At 72.2% G+C, this 18,731-nt stretch carries 17 protein-coding genes; 10 read left to right on the forward strand and 7 right to left on the reverse strand.

What is annotated here, in order from left to right:
• Positions 1 to 34 precede the first annotated feature (34 nt).
• The 3 genes from ACGFW5_RS12635 to ACGFW5_RS12645 all read left to right on the forward strand — a co-directional run bounded on the left by ACGFW5_RS12635 (position 35) and on the right by ACGFW5_RS12645 (position 2,082).
• A complete protein-coding gene (locus tag ACGFW5_RS12635; RefSeq protein WP_393834176.1) occupies positions 35 to 493 on the forward strand; it encodes an RrF2 family transcriptional regulator in 459 nt (152 codons plus the stop codon).
• A 147-nt stretch (positions 494 to 640) separates the two neighbouring features.
• A complete protein-coding gene (locus ACGFW5_RS12640) occupies positions 641 to 742 on the forward strand; it encodes a putative leader peptide (protein ID WP_393834177.1) in 102 nt (33 codons plus the stop codon).
• Positions 743 to 981: 239 nt separating this feature from the next.
• Entirely contained in the window at positions 982 to 2,082 is a 1,101-nt protein-coding gene (locus ACGFW5_RS12645; protein WP_393834178.1) for an ABC transporter substrate-binding protein, read from the forward strand.
• Between the two features lie 123 nt (positions 2,083 to 2,205).
• On the opposite strand, the gene ACGFW5_RS12650 is transcribed toward ACGFW5_RS12645, so the two are convergent.
• The 4 genes from ACGFW5_RS12650 to ACGFW5_RS12665 form a co-directional block, all read right to left on the reverse strand.
• Positions 2,206 to 2,688, reverse strand: a complete 483-nt coding sequence (locus ACGFW5_RS12650) for an NUDIX domain-containing protein (protein WP_393834179.1) — start codon at positions 2,686 to 2,688, stop codon at positions 2,206 to 2,208.
• A 198-nt stretch (positions 2,689 to 2,886) separates the two neighbouring features.
• A complete protein-coding gene (gene lnt / locus ACGFW5_RS12655; protein ID WP_393834180.1) occupies positions 2,887 to 4,503 on the reverse strand; it encodes an apolipoprotein N-acyltransferase in 1,617 nt (538 codons plus the stop codon).
• Between the two features lie 72 nt (positions 4,504 to 4,575).
• Positions 4,576 to 5,163, reverse strand: coding sequence for a hypothetical protein (locus tag ACGFW5_RS12660; protein ID WP_393834181.1), 588 nt, complete (start codon positions 5,161 to 5,163; stop codon positions 4,576 to 4,578).
• A 46-nt stretch (positions 5,164 to 5,209) separates the two neighbouring features.
• Positions 5,210 to 5,992 (reverse strand): glutamate racemase, encoded by a 783-nt coding sequence (locus tag ACGFW5_RS12665; RefSeq protein ID WP_393834182.1) that lies wholly within the window; start codon positions 5,990 to 5,992, stop codon positions 5,210 to 5,212.
• An 80-nt stretch (positions 5,993 to 6,072) separates the two neighbouring features.
• Here ACGFW5_RS12665 and ACGFW5_RS12670 point away from each other — a divergent pair, with 80 nt between their 5' ends.
• On the forward strand, positions 6,073 to 7,248 hold the full coding sequence (locus ACGFW5_RS12670) for a glycosyltransferase (RefSeq protein ID WP_393834183.1): 1,176 nt from the start codon (positions 6,073 to 6,075) through the stop codon (positions 7,246 to 7,248).
• Positions 7,249 to 7,289: 41 nt separating this feature from the next.
• Here ACGFW5_RS12670 and ACGFW5_RS12675 read toward each other — a convergent pair whose 3' ends face one another.
• Together ACGFW5_RS12675 and ACGFW5_RS12680 are read right to left on the reverse strand one after the other, a co-directional pair.
• A complete protein-coding gene (locus tag ACGFW5_RS12675) occupies positions 7,290 to 8,633 on the reverse strand; it encodes a TerD family protein (RefSeq protein WP_393834184.1) in 1,344 nt (447 codons plus the stop codon).
• Positions 8,634 to 8,948: 315 nt separating this feature from the next.
• Positions 8,949 to 10,049, reverse strand: coding sequence for a hypothetical protein (locus tag ACGFW5_RS12680; RefSeq protein ID WP_393834185.1), 1,101 nt, complete (start codon positions 10,047 to 10,049; stop codon positions 8,949 to 8,951).
• 304 nt (positions 10,050 to 10,353) lie between these two features.
• Between ACGFW5_RS12680 and ACGFW5_RS12685 the strand changes: the two genes are divergently transcribed.
• From ACGFW5_RS12685 to ACGFW5_RS12710, 6 genes are all read left to right on the forward strand, one after another.
• Positions 10,354 to 10,893: a hypothetical protein gene (locus tag ACGFW5_RS12685; protein ID WP_393834186.1), complete on the forward strand. Its 540-nt coding sequence runs from the start codon at positions 10,354 to 10,356 to the stop codon at positions 10,891 to 10,893.
• A gap of 168 nt (positions 10,894 to 11,061) precedes the next feature.
• Positions 11,062 to 11,439, forward strand: coding sequence for a hypothetical protein (locus ACGFW5_RS12690; protein ID WP_393834187.1), 378 nt, complete (start codon positions 11,062 to 11,064; stop codon positions 11,437 to 11,439).
• A gap of 308 nt (positions 11,440 to 11,747) precedes the next feature.
• On the forward strand, positions 11,748 to 12,203 hold the full coding sequence (locus ACGFW5_RS12695; RefSeq protein WP_393834188.1) for a DUF6643 family protein: 456 nt from the start codon (positions 11,748 to 11,750) through the stop codon (positions 12,201 to 12,203).
• A gap of 58 nt (positions 12,204 to 12,261) precedes the next feature.
• Positions 12,262 to 13,095 (forward strand): MOSC domain-containing protein, encoded by an 834-nt coding sequence (locus ACGFW5_RS12700; RefSeq protein WP_393834189.1) that lies wholly within the window; start codon positions 12,262 to 12,264, stop codon positions 13,093 to 13,095.
• Between the two features lie 138 nt (positions 13,096 to 13,233).
• Positions 13,234 to 13,839 carry a hypothetical protein gene (locus tag ACGFW5_RS12705; protein ID WP_393834190.1) on the forward strand — a complete coding sequence of 202 codons (606 nt, stop codon included), beginning with the start codon at positions 13,234 to 13,236 and terminating at the stop codon, positions 13,837 to 13,839.
• Between the two features lie 113 nt (positions 13,840 to 13,952).
• Positions 13,953 to 16,355, forward strand: a complete 2,403-nt coding sequence (locus ACGFW5_RS12710) for a right-handed parallel beta-helix repeat-containing protein (RefSeq protein WP_393834191.1) — start codon at positions 13,953 to 13,955, stop codon at positions 16,353 to 16,355.
• Here ACGFW5_RS12710 and ACGFW5_RS12715 read toward each other — a convergent pair.
• The gene (locus ACGFW5_RS12715; protein ID WP_393834192.1) at positions 16,325 to 18,655 is read right to left on the reverse strand and encodes a hypothetical protein; all 2,331 of its coding nucleotides are present in this window, start codon (positions 18,653 to 18,655) and stop codon (positions 16,325 to 16,327) included. The two genes, ACGFW5_RS12710 and ACGFW5_RS12715, sit on opposite strands and share 31 nt — an antisense overlap.
• Positions 18,656 to 18,731: the final 76 nt, after the last annotated feature.

The raw sequence follows: 18,731 nt of genomic DNA on the forward strand, positions 1-18,731 counted from the left end.
GACACCGACGGAAACCGTACGGAATAATGCACACATGAGGATTTCAGCCAGGGCGGACTACGCCGTACGTGCCGCGCTGCAGCTCGCCGCGTCACGGGATGACGGGCCACTGAAGGCCGAGGCCATCGCCGACGCCCAGGACATCCCGCACAAATTCCTCGAAGGCATCCTGAACGACATGCGCCGAGGCGGTCTCGTGCTCAGCCGGCGCGGCGGCAACGGCGGCTACCGGCTTGCCAGGCCCGCCGAGTCCATCAGCATCGCCGACGTCATCCGCACCGTGGACGGACCGCTGGTCTCGGTACGCGGGGTACGCCCCCCGGAGCTGTCCTACACCGGCCCCGCCGAGTCGCTGCTCCCCCTGTGGATCGCCCTGCGGTCCAATGTGCGCGAGATCCTGGACGGCGTGTCGCTCGCCGACGTGGCATCAGCCCAACTACCCGCCGCCGTCTCGTCGTTGAGCGATGCTCCGGACGCCTGGCTGAACCCCTGACACCTTGAACACGTACGGCCCATCTCATCGCCCATCTCATAAAGCGAGATAGCAGCGTCCGCCATACGAACACTCTCTTGGGGTCGGCGCCGCCTTCTGCCACCATCCCTAGCAACCGGGTAGGAAAACTAGGAATAAGAGGGGGCCATGGGAACGCTCGACCCCACAGGCCGGACCCTGCCCCTTCTGGCCTCGCGTCGTCACATCGACCTCGGCCGTACGTCCAGCGCCCTCTGTCGGCCTTCCTGACGCCGTGAACCCGGCTCCGCCCGGACCAGCACCGGCTTCCTCGCCCGCTCCGCCTCCGTAGGCCGGGTGCGGGACGTGCCGGATGCCCCCCGCTGACGACTCCCCCACGTTCCGCTTCCCGGCCCGCGACGGCATGTGTGCCGCCGAGGCCGTGCAGTGGAGTGCCGGCGCGTGCCGCCGAGCAGTACGCCCCACATGTTCGTACCTCTCCGATCACCCACCCCTGAGAGGACACAGCCGTGTCTGCCGCAAGACCGCTCACCACCCTGCGCACCCTCGCCGTCGTGGCCGCCCTGCCCCTCCTGCTCACCGCCTGCGGCTACGGCTCCAGCGAGGACGGCAAACAGACCGAGGTCGCGGCAGGCGCCAAGAAGCTCTCCGCCGACGAAGTGAAGATCGGCTACTTCCCCAACCTGACACACGCCACCGCTCTGGTGGGCGTCCAGGAAGGTCTGCTCCAGAAGGAGCTCGGTGGCACCAGGATCAAGACGTCCACCTTCAACGCCGGGCCCTCCGAGATCGAGGCGCTGAACGCCGGGTCCATCGACATCGGCTGGATCGGCCCCTCGCCCGGCATCAACGGCTACACCAAGTCGAACGGCAAGAACCTGCGCATCATCGGCGGTTCCGCCTCCGGGGGCGTGAAGCTCGTCGTCAACCCGGACAAGATCAAGTCCCTGGACGACGTCAAGGGCAAGAAGATCGCCACGCCGCAACTCGGCAACACCCAGGACGTCGCATTCCTCAACTGGATGGCGGACAAGGGCTGGAAGGTCGACCCGCAGAGCGGCGCGGGCGCCGTCTCCGTCGTCCGTACGGACAACAAGATCACCCCGGACGCCTACAAGACCGGCTCCATCGACGGCGCCTGGGTGCCGGAGCCGACCGCCTCCAAGCTGGTCGCGGAGGGCGGCAAGGTGCTGCTGGACGAGGCAGATCTGTGGCCGGACAAGAAGTTCGTGATCACCAACATCATCGTGTCGCAGTCCTTCCTGAAGGATCACCCGGACGTCGTCGCAGCCGTGCTGCGCGGTTCGGTGAAGACCAATGCGTGGATCAACGCCAACCCGCAGAAGGCGAAGTCCTCCGCGAACGCGGCGCTGAAGAAACTGTCGGGCAAGGCTCTGCCCGCCGAGGTCATCGACCCGGCGTGGAAGTCGATCACCTTCCTCGACGACCCGCTGGCCGCCACCCTCAACACGCAGGCGGAGCACGCGGTGAAGGCCGGCCTGCTGAAGAAGCCCGATCTGAGGGGCATCTACGACCTCGCACCGCTCAACAAGATCCTCAAGGCCGACGGCAAGAGCGCGGTCGACGACGCCGGGCTCGGCGCCGGGTGAGCGGTCCGCCCGACCTGGCTCTCAGGTCGGGCGAAGCGGCGGAGGAGGGCCTGCCCCTGGCAAGCACCTCGTCGCGCGGCCTGCCTGGCCGCCTCGCCCCACCCTGTGGTCGGCCCCCGTCCGTCAGAGCTCGGTGCCGGGTTGGAACCAGGTGGGGCTGTCCGTCCGTGCCTGGTTGATGCGGAAGAGGTCGGTCTCGCCGAGCGTCGGCAGGGCCTCCATGGCGAACCAGCCCACTTCGAGGGATTCGTCGTCGTTGACGCGGGCCTCGCCGCCGGTGGCGCGGCAGCGGAAGGCGATGTCCATGAACTGGCACTGGTCACCGTTGGGGTAGGTGATGGGGCTGCGCGCCGCCTCCACGAGGACCACCCGCTCGACGACGCACCGTACGCCGGTCTCCTCGTACACCTCGCGCGCCGCGGTGTGCGCGGGCTGCTCGCCGGGCTCGGGTATGCCGCCGATCGTCGACCACTGGCCGTTGTCCGCCCGGCGGCCGAGCAGCACCCTGCCCGCGTCGTCGAAGACGATCGCGCTCACGCCGGGCAGCAGGAGCAGCCGGTGCCCCGCGACGGCGCGGATGTCCTGGATGAAGTCGGGAGTTGCCATGCCCCGACCCTAGGGGGTGTCTGGTGGATCATGGCCGGGGGTGCGGCGCCTGGCACGGCACCTCGCGGCGTTGCCGAAACGCCCCGATAGCTCCGCTATCACGACGTTCCGGCGCCTTGCGATGCACCGCACCAGGCGCCGCACCCTGACCGACCCTGATCCACCAGAAACCCCCTAACGGCCGCACGGAGTCGGCCGTCAGCTCCGGGTGCCGCGACGTCCGCGCGCGGACTTGGTGATCGCCCAGGTCAGGCCCGCGGCGGCGAGCGCGACCAGGGCCCACTCGGGGAGCGTGCCCAGCCTGGTCGCGGGCGTCTGTGAGGAACGCAGCGGCACCTTGGCGACGAGGGAGGCCGGGGTGAACATGGCGGTCTTCTGGACGACCTTGCCGTCCGGCATGATCACGGCGCTGACGCCGCTGGTGACCGGGACGGTGACGGTCCTGCTGTGCTCGACCGCCCGCACCCGGGACATCGCGAGCTGCTGGTAGGTCATCTCGCTGCGGTCGAAGGTGGCGTTGTTGCTCGGCACCGAGATCAGCTGGGCGCCCGCGGTGACCGTGTCACGCACCGCCCAGTCGAAGGCCGCCTCGTAGCAGGTGGCGATGCCGACCTTGGTGCCCGCCATGGTGAACACGCCCGGCTTGGTCCCCCGGTCGAAGTCCTGGCGGACCATCGAGGTGTAGCCGGGGGCGAAGGTGGAGATGAAGCCGCGCAGCGGGATGTACTCACCGAACGGCTGGATCTGCCGCTTGTCGTACGTGGCGACGGGCCCCAGCTTCGGGTCCCACTGGACCTGCTCGTTGTAGAGCTTCGTGCCGTAGCCGCCGACCACCGCGCCGACGGAGATCGGCGCGCCGATGGTCTTGGCGGTCTGGTCGATGACGGCGCGCGCGTCGTCGTCCGCGAAGGGGTCGACGTCGGAGGAGTTCTCCGGCCACAGGACGAAGTCGGGCTGGGGCTCCTTGCCCGCCTTGACCTTGTCGGCCAGGCGCAGCGTCTCGCGTACGTGGTAGTCGAGCACGGCCCTGCGCTGGGAGTTGAAGTCGAGGCCGAGCCGGGGCACGTTGCCCTGGATCAGGGCTACGGTCGCGGTGCCGTCCTCGGCGGAGTCACTGACCAGGCCGCGGGCGCCGAAGGAGGCCCCGACCGGCACGACGACCGTGAGCAGTGCGGCCACCGCGGCGCCCTTGCGGACGCTTCCCGTACTCCGCAGGCGCAGCACCTGGCGCACGCATTCGTACAGGCCGAAACCGCACAGCGCCACGGCGAAGCCCAGTACGGGGGTGCCGCCCAGGGCGGCGAGCGGCAGGAAGGTGCCGTCGGCCTGCCCGAAGGCGACCTTCCCCCATGGGAAACCGCCGAAGGGGGCACGGGCGCGGGCCGCCTCGGCCGCGACCCACAGGGCGGCGGCCCACAGGGGCCACAGGGAAAGCCTGGAGACCACGGCGGTGCCGGCTCCGGCCGCGCCGATGAACAGGGCCTCGATGGCGGCGAGCCCGAGCCACGGTCCTGGGCCCACCTCCACGCCGGTCCACACCAGGAGCGGGAGCAGGAAACCGAGGCCGAAGAGGTAGCCGAGGCCGAGGCCCGCCTTCCAGCTCCGTCCGCGCAGGGCCCAGCCGAGGACGGCGAACGCGGGAAGTGCCAGCCACCACAGGGGCCTGGGCGGGAAGCTCAGATACAGGAGCACCCCGCCCAGCGCGGCCACCGCGGGCCGCACGAGGCGCTTCAGCAGGCGTCGCAGCCGTGACGTGACGGCAGGCTGCGGACCGAGCTGGTCCGGCGTGGTGGTGGGGGTTTCGGTGGTGCTCACGCCGCGGAGTCTACGGCGGGTCGCTGTGTGCGCGGGAGTCCGGCCGATGACCCGTCGCGGGGACGCGGAACGTCAGGCTCCGACGGCCTTCCCGGTGCCGAGCAGCCGCAGCCGGTCGCGGATGACCCGCACCGCCGCCTCGGCGTCGTCGACGGTGACGGTGAAGACGCGCCCGTCGCCGAGCTTGACCGCCATGCCCTCACCCCGGCGTACGACGACGGCGGTGCCGATCTCGGGCCGCCAGCGGTAGCCCCAGCCGCCCCACTGGCGCGGAGTGACCCGCGGGACGAAGTCGGCCCCGACCACATGGTCGAGGCGAATGGTGCGGCGCGGCAGTCCGATGTGGCCGCAGCGCACCTCCAGACAGTCGCCGTCGACCTTGACCGCGACATGGACGAAGGCGAGGGTGCCGAACAGCATGAGGAGCCCGGCGGCCAGACAGCCGACGACGGACATCAACAGGGCGATGACGCCCGAGGTCCAGTTCGAGTCGACGGCCAGCTCGACACCGAGCGCGATGCACGCCGCGCCGCCGCCCGCGAGGAGCCACTGGACGCGGTTGGTCGCCCGGCCGGTCCAGACCTCCGGCGGCTGCGCGGTGGCGCCGGATCCGGGGCGGGACTCGGGGGGCGTGGGGTACTCCGGGGACGGTTCCCTCATGGCTAGCAGCGTACTCAGGTTCCGCCACCACGGCACCGCTCAGCACTCAGTGAGCGGTGCTCACCGTCTGGAGCAGGCGACCCTCGGGATAGGCGAGGGCTTCATCGGGCAGGACGCCGGTGCGCCCGCTGAGCAGCACGGTCAGGCCCCCGACCTGGGCGGCACCGGGCGCCGGGGTGATCCCTGCCCGGCGCAGCGCCTGCGCGGCCACGGCCTGGGCACTGCCGAAGAACGTGAGCGGGCCGCCGTCGGGGCGCAGGGCCGTTCGGATGCGTCCGGCCACCAGCTCGTAATGGGTGCAGCCCAGCACGACGGTCCTCACGCCGGGCGGGGTGAGCGCCGCGGCCGCGGCGACCGCCCGGTCGATCGCGGTGTCGTCGGCGCGCTCCACGGCTTCGGCGAGGCCGGGGCAGGGCACCTCCGTGACGGGGACGCCGTCGGCGAACTCGCGGATCAGTCCCCGCTGGTAGGTGCTGCCGGTGGTGGCCGGGGTCGCCCAGATCGCGAAGGGCCCGCCGCCTGCCGCGGCCGGCTTGATGGCGGGCACGGTGCCGATGACCGGGATCCGCGGTTCGAGGGCGGCGCGGATCGCGGGCAGCGCGTGCACGGACGCGGTGTTGCAGGCGATGATCAGCGCGGCGGGGTCAAGGGCGGCGGCGGCCCCGGCCACGGCGAGGGCGCGCTCCGCGATGTTCTCGGGCGTGCGCGGCCCCCACGGCATGCCGTCCGGGTCGGACGAGATCACGAGTTCGGCGTCGGGGCGCAGCCGGCGCACCGCGGCGGCCGCGGCGAGCAGGCCGATTCCGGAGTCCATGAGCGCGATCTTCACCCGGTCACCATAGTCGACCGCTTCCAGGACTTCGGCGGAGGTCCGGTGCGCAGCGAGGGCCGTGGGGCAGACTGCGGCGGGTGAGCGCCCTCGTATGGATCGCCGTGGTGTCCCTGGTCGTCTGGCTCTGGCTGCTGCTCGGGCAGGGCTTCTTCTGGCGTACGGACCAGCGCCTGCCACCGCGCGCGGACCTCGTGGACTGGCCCGGCGTCGCGGTGGTGGTGCCGGCCCGCGACGAGGCGGAGATCCTGCCACTGAGCCTGCCCTCGCTGCTCGCGCAGGACTATCCCGGGCGCGCGGAGGTCTTCCTCGTGGACGACGGGAGCACGGACGGCACCGGCGCGCTGGCCCGCGCCCTCGCCGAGCGCCACGGAGGCCTCCCGCTGAGCGTCGTCTCCCCCGGGGAGCCGGAGGCGGGCTGGACCGGCAAGCTGTGGGCGCTGCGCCACGGCATGGCGCTCGCGCGAGAGCGCCGCCCGGAGTACCTGCTGCTCACCGACGCCGACATCGCGCACGCCCCGGACAGCCTGCGCGAGCTGGTCGCGGCGGCTCGCGGCGGCGGCTTCGACCTGGTGTCGCAGATGGCGCGGCTGCGGGTGGCGAGTGGCTGGGAACGGTTGATCGTCCCGGCGTTCGTCTACTTCTTCGCCCAGCTGTATCCGTTCCGCTGGATCAACGCCGCGAGGTCCCGTGCGACGGCCGCGGCGGGCGGGTGTGTGCTGCTGCGCACGGACGCCGCCGAGCGGGCGCGCATTCCGCAGGCGGTGCACCAGGCGGTGATCGACGACGTGTCGGTGGCGCGCGCGGTGCGCAGGTCGGGCGGGCGGGTCTGGCTGGGCCTCGCGGACCGGGTGGACAGCGTGCGCCCCTATCCGCGTCTGGCGGACCTGTGGCGGATGGTCTCGCGCAGCGCGTACGCACAGCTTCGGCACAACCCGGTGGTGCTGCTCGGCACGGTCGCGGGTCTCGCACTCGTCTATCTCGCGCCGCCGCTCACCTGCGTCGTGGGCCTGGCGGCCGGCAGCGCGGGGGCGGCATGGGCGGGCGGCCTCGCCTGGCTGGTGATGACCGGCACGTATCTGCCGATGCTGCGTTACTACCGCCAGCCGCTCGCGCTCGCCCCGACGCTGCCGTTCACGGCGCTGCTGTATCTCCTGATGACCGTGGATTCGGCGGTGCAGCATTACCGCGGCCGGGGCGCGGCCTGGAAGGGGCGTACCTACGCCCGGCCCGAGGCCGCTCCCGAGCAGCCCTGACCGCGGCTCAGCGGTGACCGCGGCTCAGCCCTGATAGCGGCTCATTTGCGGCCGGGCGTCCAGTTCATGCCCCAGCCGTAGGTCTGGTCCACGGTGCGCTGCGGGCTGACGCCGCGCGCGGGCACCAGATAGCGGGCCTCGCGCTGGACGATCAGATCGCCGCCGTCGTTGGTGATCAGGGCGAGCGCGCAGACCGTGGAGGGGACGGTGCACTCGTCGAGGAAGAACTCGACCGGCGCGCCGAACTGCGGCTGAAGGGTCACCGTGGCGTGCAGGTCGGCGAAGCTGCGGGCGCCCTCGTAGATGGTGACGAAGATCAGGAGGCGGCGGAACTTGTCCTTCTCGTCGAGATTGACGGTCAGGTTCTCGCCGGATTCGACGGCGCCGGTCCTGTCGTCGCCGTCGAGGTGGATGTACGGGGGCCGGTTGAGCGCGCCGAACGCGTTGCCCAGGGCTTGGACGACGCCTTTGCGGCCGTCGGAGAGCTCGTACAGGGCGCACAGGTCGAGGTCGAGATCGGAGTGGTTGGCGGTCGCACGCCCCAACTTGGCTCCCCAGCCGCTGAATTGCTTGCGCGTCTGCCAGTTGAGGTTGACGCGCATCGCCCCGGAAGTGCCGCCCTGTTTGGCGAGCGAGACCCGGGGCGCCTCTTTGGTGAGGGTGACTTTGGAGAGGCGTACGGGTGCCGGGGGCGTCGACGGCGGAGCCGTGGGCGCCGCCGGGGCCTGGGCGGTCGACGCGGGGGGCTGGAAAGACGGGCCGGAGGGAGCCGGGGGCGCGACGGGCTGGGACTGGGGCTGCCGCTCCGGCTGGGACCGGGGCTGCGGCTGGGGCTGCGGCTGGGGCTGGGGCTTGTCGACGGTGATGCCGAAGTCCGTGGCCAGACCTTCGAGTCCGCTGTCGTAGCCCTGGCCGACGGCGCGGAACTTCCAGGCGCCCTGGCGGCGGTAGAGCTCGCCGAGGATGAAGGCGGTCTCGACGGTGGCGTCCTGGCTGGAGAAGCGGGCGAGCTCCGTGCCGGTCGCGGCGTCCAGGACGCGGATGCCGAGCCCGGGGACCCGTCCGAACGTGCCGCCGTCGGCGGACGCGGCCAGCACCACGCGCTCGACGGCGGGCTCCACCTGCGCGAGATCAATGACCAGGGTGTCCGTCACCGCGTCGGGCTGCGACTTCTTGCCTTCGTGGCGTACGGCGCCCGAGGCGTGGGCCGGCTGGTTGTAGAAGACGAAGTCCGCGTCGGAGCGGACCCGGCCGCCGGCCAGCAGGAGGGCCGAGGCGTCGACGTCGGGAACGCCGGGCCCGGATCGCCAGGCGAGTTCGACGCGTACCGAGTGCGCAGGCACCGGGACATTGGCTCCTTTGAGCATGGACATGCACTCCCCCATCACTCGCCCCGGTGCTGGCGCGCCGCGGTACCGAAAGTTTTCCGCCCCGCCAACCTAATCCCCGGCCGCCCTCCCGGCACCTCTGCCGCCGCCCGCCGCCACCCCGCTCGACGTCGGCCGCCGGTATCTGATCGCCCCTGGATGCGGCCCTCGTTACCGGCCCACCGCTTTGTGTTCTCGCAGTCCATACGCGCCGCGGCCGGCCCGCCCTCGCTCGCCGGAGCGAGCCGGGCGGCGCCGGCGCGTGGGGTTCGGTGCCCCCGAACTCGCCGCGGTCAAGGCGGAGTTCGGGGCGTTCGACGCACAGGCCGACTGTCAGGCTTCGTCGGCCACGCGCGCCCGGGGCTTGCGTGTCAGTACGGTCGCGGCCAGCGCGGCGGCGATGACGGCGCACAGCACCATGAGCCGGGTGGCACCCGTGAACGAACTGCCCAGGCTGTCCCGGAGCAGGTGCACGGAGTTGAGACCCATGGCCAGGGAGTGGATCGCGACGGTGCCGACCGCGGCCGCCGCTCCCACCACCCAGGCCCACAGCGGGTCGTACAGGGGCAGCAGGCACGCCAGCGTGAGGCAGACGACCGCGATGGCCAGGGATCCGCCGGCCGCGAGATCGCCGGAGCGCAGGTCCCTCAGGTCGGTCGGCAGATGGATCGCGGCGATCACCAGGAGCGCGACGGCAGCGGGCCATCGCAGCACCGACCGCACGGCACGCGAGGCGGAAGGACCCGACGCGTCGGCCCTGGCCGCGACCGCCGCCTCGGAGGCGCGCGGCGCTCCGGCCGGGATGCGTGGGGCCGCGTCCGGGACGGGCGGCAGGGCAGTCTCCGGGCCGGAGAAGGCCCCGGCCGGCTCGGCGAAGGGCCGCTCCGGCTCGCTGAAGCGTTCGGCCGGCTCGATCGTGTCCTGCGCGGCCTGCCGTTCGGACCGCTTGGCGGACCCCGGCGCGAAGAAACGCGCGGCCGAAGTGGCCGGCGCGGCATCCTCGGCGTCCGCGACAGCATCGGACGGGACGGACGGCGCCGTGGCCACCTGCCCTTCGGCCGGCACGGTCGCGTGCAGGGGGGCCTCGCCGTCCGTCGGGGCGAAGCTGGCGATCAGCGCCGCCACCTCCTCGATGGGGCGCTCCATCGCGGCGGCGTGCAGCGCCGTACCGGCGTCCTCGGCGGTACTGGGCGGCTCCTGGAGCAACGCGATCAGCTGGTGAACCTCGTTGACGGAGCGGGAGACGGCGGCCAGACGCAGCGCCTGGTCACCGGGCCTCGGATACTCGCCCGCCTGGTTCAGGAGGTGTACGAGTGCGGCGACCTCGCGCATGGGGCGGGAAGTGGCCACCGTCCGGAGCAGCAGCAATCTGGGTTCGTCACCCGGACCTATGGGGATCTGCTCGTCCTGCGAGGGGCTGTGATCGGATGACATCACTTGGTGTCCTTTGTTGTGCCTCGACGCGACGCCAGCGACTTCCGGCTGTCACGGTGCGTCATGGGATACGCACATACAGCCTCATATGAGCCCAAAAGAGGTGGGCCCGCCATTCGGGCGGCGGATTCGGGGCCCAGTGGGGTGGTGCGTCCGGACGAAGGACCTCGCGTCCCACCGCGCGGTCCGGACGAAGGACCTCGCCTCCCACCGCGCGGTCCGGACGAAGGATTACGCGCCCCACCGCGCGCCCGTGGCCCTGAGGTTCGGGGAGTTCACAGATTTATCGGCCATACTTTCGCGCGTGGAGCAGCGATCAGAACACCAGTACATGCCCCTGGCCGGCGCCGCGACGGATCCCGCGTACGTCCCCGGCCTCGTACCGGCGCCCGCGATCGCCCCGGACGAGGGGCACGCGTCCGATGCGGGCACCGAGACGGACGCCGCACCGGAAGCGGGCGAGAACGCGGGCGACCGGAAGGCCGTCGAGCAGGAACCTGCCCAGGACGGGGCGGCGCCGGCCGACGAGGACGCGGAGCGAGCCGGCAGCGAAGCCGACGAAAACGACGGGCCCGCGTGCGAGATGTCCGATCGGCAGGGGTCGATCGTCGCCGACCGCAAGGGAGTCCGGCTTCAACTGGGCGACGAGGAGGCCGAGTTCCGATGGGACGAGGTCAGCGCGGTCGAGTACCGCGCGCCTCGGTGGTCGCGCCGCTTCGAGATCGTCGTGTACACCTCCGCACCCCGACGTTTCTCCCACGACGTCGAGGCCGCCGACCGTGCGGGACGCGCTCGGTGGGCCGAACAACTCGACGCGGTGCTCGACGCGTACTTCGAGGACTGACCGTACGTCCAGGACTGACGCGCGCGCCTCATACACGTGCTCGCCGACCGGCGACAGCGCCCTCGCACGACGTGCCTGGTGTCCGCTAGCGTGAAGTCTCTGAGCAGCCGGGGAAGCCCGGGCGTCACCGCGCTCTCTCCGATTCCGCTCGAAGGAAGGCGTACACCGATGGACAGGCTCCAGACCGCCCTGGAGAAGGCGCTGACGATCGGCGGAGCCACCGGTGTGGCGATCGTCGATTTCAAGCAGCGCAGGGTCCTCGGCTCGATGGACCGCGGCAGTGGCCTGGACATGGACAAGGTCGCCTACGGGGACAGCGACGTCATGCGCGCCAAGCTCTACACCCTGGAACTCCTCGGCTACGCCCCCGACAGCGTGGAGGACATCCTCATCACGCTCGGCACCGAGCTGCACATGATCCGCCCTCTGCCGCGCCTGCGCGAGGGCGGCCTGTTCATCTACCTCGTCCTGGACCGGGCCAAGACCCAGCCCCTGGACGAGATCCGCCGCCAATTGCACGCCCTGGCGCCCCTGTTGGAGCTGTGACCGCGAGTTCACCAAAGGACGGGAGTCGGTATCCCGCGGCCCCGCATCCCGAGTCCCGCGCCCCGCATTCCCGCATCCCGACGCCCGGGCCGGGCGGCGAAATCGCCCCCCTCGGCGCGCGCCAAAGGATGTCGCCGCTCGTAGACCTTCCGCCACTTCCCGTAAACGCGCCGCTACGGAAAGCCCCCTGCCAGTTGACGGCTCATTGATGAAGTTTCGCCAGGTCAGACAGGCAGAACCAGCATAAATCGGATCGCCCCGAGATTGGGACTCCCCAATGACCACATCGTGGGCTTAACTTATGTGCCATGACCTCCCCCCGCTCCACCTATGGCGGCGGTTACTACTCCGCGCCGTTCTTCCCCGACACCCCCATCTACGACTCCCTCGTCGCAGAACGGGGTACGCCTCAGATCGCCCCGATCCGAGTGCCTTCCCTCTACGACACCGGCAGCAACTACCTGCCGGCGCTTCCGTCGGCGCTGCCCGCCCTGCCGGCCGCCCCTTCGCAGCAAAGCCCCTCCTACGCCACGTCGTACGGGTACCCGCAGCAGATGCAGCAGCCCGTTCCGCTGCAGCACGCGGGCACGCCGTACATCCCGCAGCAGCCCTCGGCGCCTCGCGGCTACCAGGGGCAGCAGGCGATGCCGCAGCGCCCCGCGCCCGGCACCGGGTACGAGGCCATGCGGCCCGCCGCGCCCCGGCCCGCGCCCGCACCGTACGAGGATCCGTACAACCGGCCCTATCAGGGCACCGGGTACTGATCGAGCCGGGAGCGGACCGGTCCGGACACCTGTCCGAGACGGCTGGCACGATGTGTTCATGAGCAAGGGACTTGAGGCGGTCGTACGCGGGATCCACATCCATCCCGTCAAGTCGGTCGGGGGATACGACAGTACGCAGGCGGCGGTCGAGCCCTGGGGGCTCGCCGGGGACCGGCGCTGGATGCTTGTGGACGCGGACGGCACGGCCGTCACCCAGCGGGAGCAGCCCACGCTGGCCCTGAGCAGTGCCGCCACACTGCCGGGCGGGGGCGTACGTCTGTCGGCGCCCGGGCGCGGTGAACTGGTCGTGGAGCGGCCGCGGACGACGGCCGCCGAGAGTGTCACGCTCTTCGGCGGCACGTTCGAGGCCGTGGCCGCCGCCGACGAGGCGCACCAGTGGTTCAGCGCCTACCTGGGCGCCGATGTGCGCCTGATGCATCTCGACGACCCGGCGCGCCGCAGGGCCATCAATCCCGCGTACGCGCCGAACGGCGAGACGGTCAGCTTGGCCGACGGATTTCCGCTCCAGATCGCCACACGCGCCTCGCTGGACGCCCTCAACGCGTTGATCGCGCAGGGCGATCACGCGGCCGAGGGGCCGTTGCCGATGAACCGGTTCCGGCCCAATGTCGTCCTCGACGGGACCGAGCCGTGGGCCGAGGACACCTGGGAGCGGATCGCGGTGGGCGAGGTCTCCTTCCGGCTGGCGAAGCCGTGCGGGCGGTGCGTCATCACCACGACCGACCAGGCCACCGCGGAGCGCGGCAGGGAACCGCTGCGCAGTCTGGCCCGGCACCGTCGCGTCGGCAAGGCGCTGGCGTTCGGGGTGCTGGTGATCCCGGAGACCACCGGCATCCTTCGCGTGGGCGACCCGGTGAAGGTGCTCGCATAGCTCTGCGCCACGCGGGAACTCCTGTGGGTAGCAGATGCGTTGGACAGGGCAAGCCGGGTGGAGCAGGTCCCTGTTCGTGCCGTCCGGCGCATCCCGTCCTGTCGGGGCGGCTTGGAGGCGGAAGGGGGCGAGTGGCCCGTGCGAGCGGTGGCGGGAGTGTGGCGCTGGCGGCGCAATCCGCTGCGCCGCCGGACCGATTTCGTGGAGGCCTGGCTGGCACTCGCGGCGTTGCTGCTCATGGTGTTCGCCGCGCCTGCCGTGGGCGCCGTGTGCGGTTCACTCACCGATACGACGCTGCGGCGAGCCGTCGCCGAGCAGCGCAGGCACCGGCATGTGACCGCGGCCGTGGTGGTGCGCGTGGCCGAGCGCCGCGCTCCGCCCGCCGAGCCGGACGGCGCGCTGGGCCGGGCGGCCCGCGCCGGAGTGGTCGCGCGGTGGGCTGCGTTCGACGGCAGTCGGCACAGCGGCACACTGGTCGCTCCCACCCGGGCGCGGGCCGTCGGCTCCACGTTCCCGATATGGACCGATGATCACGGGCGCCCGGTGCCCCGTCCCATGGCGCTGTCGGCCGCCCGTACGCATGCCGTGTTCGCGGGGATCTGCGCGGGCGCCACGGCCCTCGGGCTCATCGAGGGCATACGGCGGCTGATCGTACGGATCCTGATACGCCGTCGGTATGAGCGGCTGGACCGGGCGTGGGCCCGATACGGTCCGGACTGGGGCCGCACGGGCGCGGGCAGCTGACCGGTCAACTCACCGGCTCCGCGCGCGCTACGGTGGACCATCAGTCGCACAGACGACGTCACGGTCGAGGCGTGTGCGAGGGCGTACGCACGAGGTGGGGGCACGACAGCACCATGGCTCAGGGCACGGTCCAGGTGACGCACACGGGCACGTCGAGGTGGCGCCGCCGCACGGGTGAGTACGCCTCCCTGGCCGCGGCCGTGGAGGCCGCGGGCGACGGCGACGTCCTGACCATCGCGCCGGGCACCTACCGGGAGAACCTGGTGTTGCAGCGCGCCGTGACGTTGCGCGGGCCCGAGGGCGCGGTCGGTTCGGTCCGGATCGCGCCGGCCGACGGGGTGGCGCTGACCGTGCGCGCGTCGGCGACCGTGCGGGATCTGTACCTGGAGGGCCAGGACGCGGCGGCGCCGGCCCTGCTCGTGGAGGACGGCACGCCCGAGCTCGTCGACCTGCGGGTGGTGACCCGCTCGGCCGTCGGCATCGAGGTGCGCGGCGGGGCGCGGCCCACGGTGCGGCGGTGCACGGTGGACAACCCGGGCGGCGTCGGGATCGGGGTGTTCGACGGCGCGGGTGGCCTGTTCGAGGAGTGCGAGGTCGTGGCGGCGGGCCAGTGGGGGGTCTCGGTGCAGGGCGCCGGCCACCCCCGGCTCGAACGGTGCCGGGTGCACCATGCCGGCGGCGCTGGTCTTGCGGTGAGCGGCGAGGGCTCGGGGCTCGAAGCGCTGGGCTGCGAGGTGTACGAGATCAAGGGCGCCGGCGTGCAGATCGCCTCGCGCGCCACCGCCCACCTCACCGACTGCACGGTGCACCGCACTTCGGCCGACGGCATCACCCTGGACACCGACGCGGTGCTCACGCTCGCCGACTGCGACATTCACGACATCCCGGAGAACGCGGTCGACCTGCGGTCGCGTTCGGTGCTCACGCTGACCCGGACCAAGGTCCGCCGCTTCGGCCGCAACGGCCTTTCGGTGTGGGATCCGGGCACCCGCGTCGACGCCAACCAGTGCGAGATCCACGACAGTACGGGCGACTATCCGGCGGTGTGGGTGAGCGACGGCGCGGCCGCGGTCCTCGACAGCTGCCGCGTCCATGACGTACCGGACGCGATCTTCGTGCTCGACCGGGGCTCGCGCGCCGATGTCGTCGACAGCGATCTCACCCAGGTGCGCAACACCGCCGTGTCGGTGAGCGACGGGGCGACCGCGCAACTCGACGACTGCCGCATCAGCCAGGCCTCCACCGGCGCCTGGTTCCGTGACCACGGCAGCGGCGGCACGCTGGCGGGCTGCACCATCGACGGCGCCCAGACCGGCGTCATCGTCACCAAGGGCGCCGACCCCCGCATCGAACGAGTCACGGTCACCTCACCCGCCGAGGCCGGTTTCTACGTGTCGGCGCAGGGCCGCGGCACCTTCCACGGCTGCCGGGTCACCGGCAGCGGCGGCTTCGGCTTCCACGTCATCGACGGCTGCCGTACGACGTTGACGCGCTGCCGCACCGAGCGGTGTGCGCGCCGGGGTTATGAGTTCTCCGAGGACGGCGCGGTCGTGGAGGACTGCACGAGCGACGAGAGCGGTGCGAAGTCCACGATGGCCGAGCCGGCCGCCGTGCAGAGCGCGACGCAGACGATGGGACTGCTCTCCGCCGTCCCCGGCCCCCGTCCCGAAGAGCCCGCGGCCACTGACCCGGTGACCGAACCCGCGCGCAGTTCGGGGGCCGTGCTCGGCGAACTGGACACGCTGGTCGGCCTGGAGAGCGTCAAGCGGGAGGTCCGGGCGCTCACCGACATGATCGAGGTCGGGCGCAGGCGGCAGCAGGCCGGGCTCAAGGCGGCCTCGGTCCGCCGCCACCTGGTCTTCACCGGCTCCCCCGGCACCGGAAAGACCACGGTGGCGCGCCTGTACGGGGAGATCCTGGCCTCCCTCGGCGTGCTGGAGCGCGGCCACCTCGTCGAGGTGTCGCGGGTGGATCTGGTCGGCGAGCACATCGGCTCCACCGCGATCCGTACCCAGGAGGCCTTCGACCGGGCGCGCGGCGGAGTGCTCTTCATCGACGAGGCGTACGCCCTGTCCCCCGAGGACTCCGGCCGCGACTTCGGGCGCGAGGCCATCGACACCCTGGTGAAGCTCATGGAGGACCACCGTGAGGCGGTGGTCGTCATCGTCGCCGGGTACACGGCGGAGATGGAGCGGTTCCTGAGCGTCAACCCCGGTGTGGCGTCCCGTTTCTCACGGACCATCAGGTTCTCGGACTACTCGGCGGAGGAGCTGCTGTGCATCGTGGAGCAGCAGGCCGACGAGCACGAGTACCGGCTCGGCTCGGGGACCGCCGAATCGCTCCTGAAGTACTTCACTGCGCTGCCCAGGGGCGCGGCGTTCGGCAATGGGCGCACCGCGCGTCAGACGTTCGAGTCGATGGTGGAGCGGCATGCGGGCAGGGTCGCTCAGCTCGCCGATGCCAGCACCGACGATCTGACCCTGCTCTACCCCGATGATCTGCCCGAACTGCTCTGATCAGTACGCTGGTTCGGTAGGGCCTGTGCCAACTCGGCCAGCAGCAGGGCCCGTTCGCGGGCGAACGCGGGATCGGCCTGGTAGTCGGAGTGGCCCAGGATGGGTGCGGGCAGCGGGTGTTCGCGGGTCCGTCCGTAGGCGACCGGGTCGAGCAGCGGGCCCTTGTCGACGTCGTCGCCGGTGCGCACGGGACCGCCGATCGGGTCGGTGGCGCGCCACAGGTTGCGCCAGCAGCGCACCTCCCGGTGCAGGGCTTCGAGCGGGGCCGGGCCGAAGTAGCCGGGGAACCAGCGTCCGTACAGTCGCTCGACGGGGCAGCCGTAGGTGAGCAGGGCGACCCGGCGCCGGGTGGCGGCGGGCAGTTGCCACACGGCGGCCGCGGCCAGCACGCTGCCCTGCGAGTGGCCGGAGATGACGAGGCGGCCGCCGGTCTGCTCGGTCCAGGTGTTCATGCGCCAGGCGAGGTCCGGGACGGCGCGCTCGGCGTAGCAGGGCGGTGCGAAGGGGTGGGCGGCGCGCGGCCAGAACGTGCCGACGTCCCACAGGATGCCGACCGTGCGCCGTGCCGCGGCGTCCTTGTAGGCGCGCCGGCCCCAGGTGACGAACAGCAGGAATCCGAAGCCGGTGAACCAGGAGCCCAACGACTGGGCGGCGTCGGCGCCGAAGGCGAGGGGGTCGGGTGCGGCGTCGGCCGCACGGGCCGGCACCTCGCTGGTCCACCAGGCGCCCGCCAGGGCCGCGGCGCCGAGCAGCAGGGACGCACCGGCGACGATGCCGAGGAAGAGCGGGGCGTGGTCGGTGAGTCCGGCCATCGCGCGGGCGGCGGCGATCGTGCGGGTGCGCACGGTGTCGGGCTGCTCGGTGGGGTAGTCGGCCATGACGCGCGGCTCGTCGGCGCGGGCGGTGCGCCAGGTGCGCACGGCGAAGAACACCACCACGGGGACGAGCAGGACGACCAGCGCGGGGATCACCGAGGCCTGCCACGTCAGCAGCGGGGGCGGCCCGTGGTAGGCGGAGCGGTTCATGCCCGGGGTGGCGCCGTGGTCCACCCAGTCGGCGACGCGTTGGGCGACACCACCGGTCATCACACCGCCGAGGGCGCAGGCGAGCATGGCGACGGCGGGTCCGCCGAGGCCGCGCAGGGCGGCGCGTTCCTCGGGCGCCCCGCGTCGCAGGCGCCGGGCCACGGCGGCGAGGGCGACCACCAGTGTTCCCTGGGCGAAGGCCAGGGCGCCGAACGCGTGGCCGCCGGGCAGGGTGCCCGCCGAGGCCCAGCCCGCACGCCCCCAGCAGGCGTACCCGAGCGCGAGCGCCAGCAGGGTGAGCGAGGAGAGCGGCAGCCAGGAGGTGAGGGCCTTGTCGAGCCGCCCGTCGGGATGGGATTCGGTGCGTCCGCGGCGGCACACCACCCACACGACGACCCCTCCCGCGAGGACGAGGGCGGCTTCCAGGAGAAGGCCCAGCGTCGCGGCGGCGCCGGTGTGGGTGCGGTCGTGGCGGGCGGTGGCGAGCGTCACGGCGGCCGCGGTGGTCAGGAACCCGGCGGCGGTGTGAGCGGCCCGCAGCCGGGCCACCAGACGCCTGCCGTACCAGAACCCGGGCCTGCTGAAGGCGGGTTGGGAAGACTGGGGGTCGTCGGCGGGCGCGGCGTCCAGCGGTCGCTGGGACTCGTACGCGCTCCAGGTGCGGTTGGAGAGGTACCAGAGCAGGGCGACGAGGGCGGTGGGCACCAGGGCGGCGACGGCCAGGCGCCGGCCCGGCTGCGACCACCAGCCGTGGTGCGCCACCGAGGTGAAGCCGAACCAGTACCACGAGCGTGAGCAGTCCACGGCTCCCGCGCACTGCCATGCGGTGAGATCGAGCGCGACTTCGCAGGCCGCGGCCACGAGCAGCACGGTGAGGCTGAGCGCGAGCAGCCGCACCAGCACCCCGTACAGCCGGATCGCCCCCAGCGGTTGCCTGGCGGGCGGCCGCATCCAGTGGGCGAGGTTGATCACCATGAAGGGCAGCAGGAGCAGCCACAGGGCGCGGGCGCTGTTGCCGGACGTCAAGTTGCACCAGACGTACGCCTCGGGCACCGGCCGGCCTCGGTAGCGCTCGGGGTGCGCCTCGGCGTCGACGTCCTCGGCGCAGCGGTGGATCGCCGCGGTGTCGTCGCCGGTGACGCGCACGGTGCGCGGGTCGCCGAGCATGGCCTGCGGTGTGGTGCCTCCGACGCCGTGGACGAGCAGTTCGAGGGCGGGCCCCGCGCCTTCGGCTGGGGCGGCGCCGGCCTGGGCGGCGGGAGTGGCACGGGACACGTGGGGGCTCGCTCTCGTGGGGCAGGATCGGCGGCGCGGGTGGCGGGCAGCATCAGGATCCCGGATGCGGGGGTCC

Source organism: Streptomyces sp. NPDC048416 (genome assembly GCF_043200435.1).
In the GTDB taxonomy this organism is placed as follows: Bacteria; Actinomycetota; Actinomycetes; order Streptomycetales; family Streptomycetaceae; genus Streptomyces.

Coding starts and splice junctions, on each gene's coding strand:
- ACGFW5_RS12635 (WP_393834176.1), top strand. CDS start 35: ATGAGGATTTCAGCCAGGGCGGACTACGCCGTACGTGCCGCGCTGCAG.
- ACGFW5_RS12640 (WP_393834177.1), top strand. CDS start 641: ATGGGAACGCTCGACCCCACAGGCCGGACCCTGCCCCTTCTGGCCTCG.
- ACGFW5_RS12650 (WP_393834179.1), bottom strand. CDS start 2,688: ATGGCAACTCCCGACTTCATCCAGGACATCCGCGCCGTCGCGGGGCAC.
- ACGFW5_RS12660 (WP_393834181.1), bottom strand. CDS start 5,163: ATGAGGGAACCGTCCCCGGAGTACCCCACGCCCCCCGAGTCCCGCCCC.
- ACGFW5_RS12675 (WP_393834184.1), bottom strand. CDS start 8,633: ATGGGGGAGTGCATGTCCATGCTCAAAGGAGCCAATGTCCCGGTGCCT.
- ACGFW5_RS12680 (WP_393834185.1), bottom strand. CDS start 10,049: ATGTCATCCGATCACAGCCCCTCGCAGGACGAGCAGATCCCCATAGGT.
- ACGFW5_RS12690 (WP_393834187.1), top strand. CDS start 11,062: ATGGACAGGCTCCAGACCGCCCTGGAGAAGGCGCTGACGATCGGCGGA.
- ACGFW5_RS12695 (WP_393834188.1), top strand. CDS start 11,748: ATGACCTCCCCCCGCTCCACCTATGGCGGCGGTTACTACTCCGCGCCG.
- ACGFW5_RS12700 (WP_393834189.1), top strand. CDS start 12,262: ATGAGCAAGGGACTTGAGGCGGTCGTACGCGGGATCCACATCCATCCC.
- ACGFW5_RS12710 (WP_393834191.1), top strand. CDS start 13,953: ATGGCTCAGGGCACGGTCCAGGTGACGCACACGGGCACGTCGAGGTGG.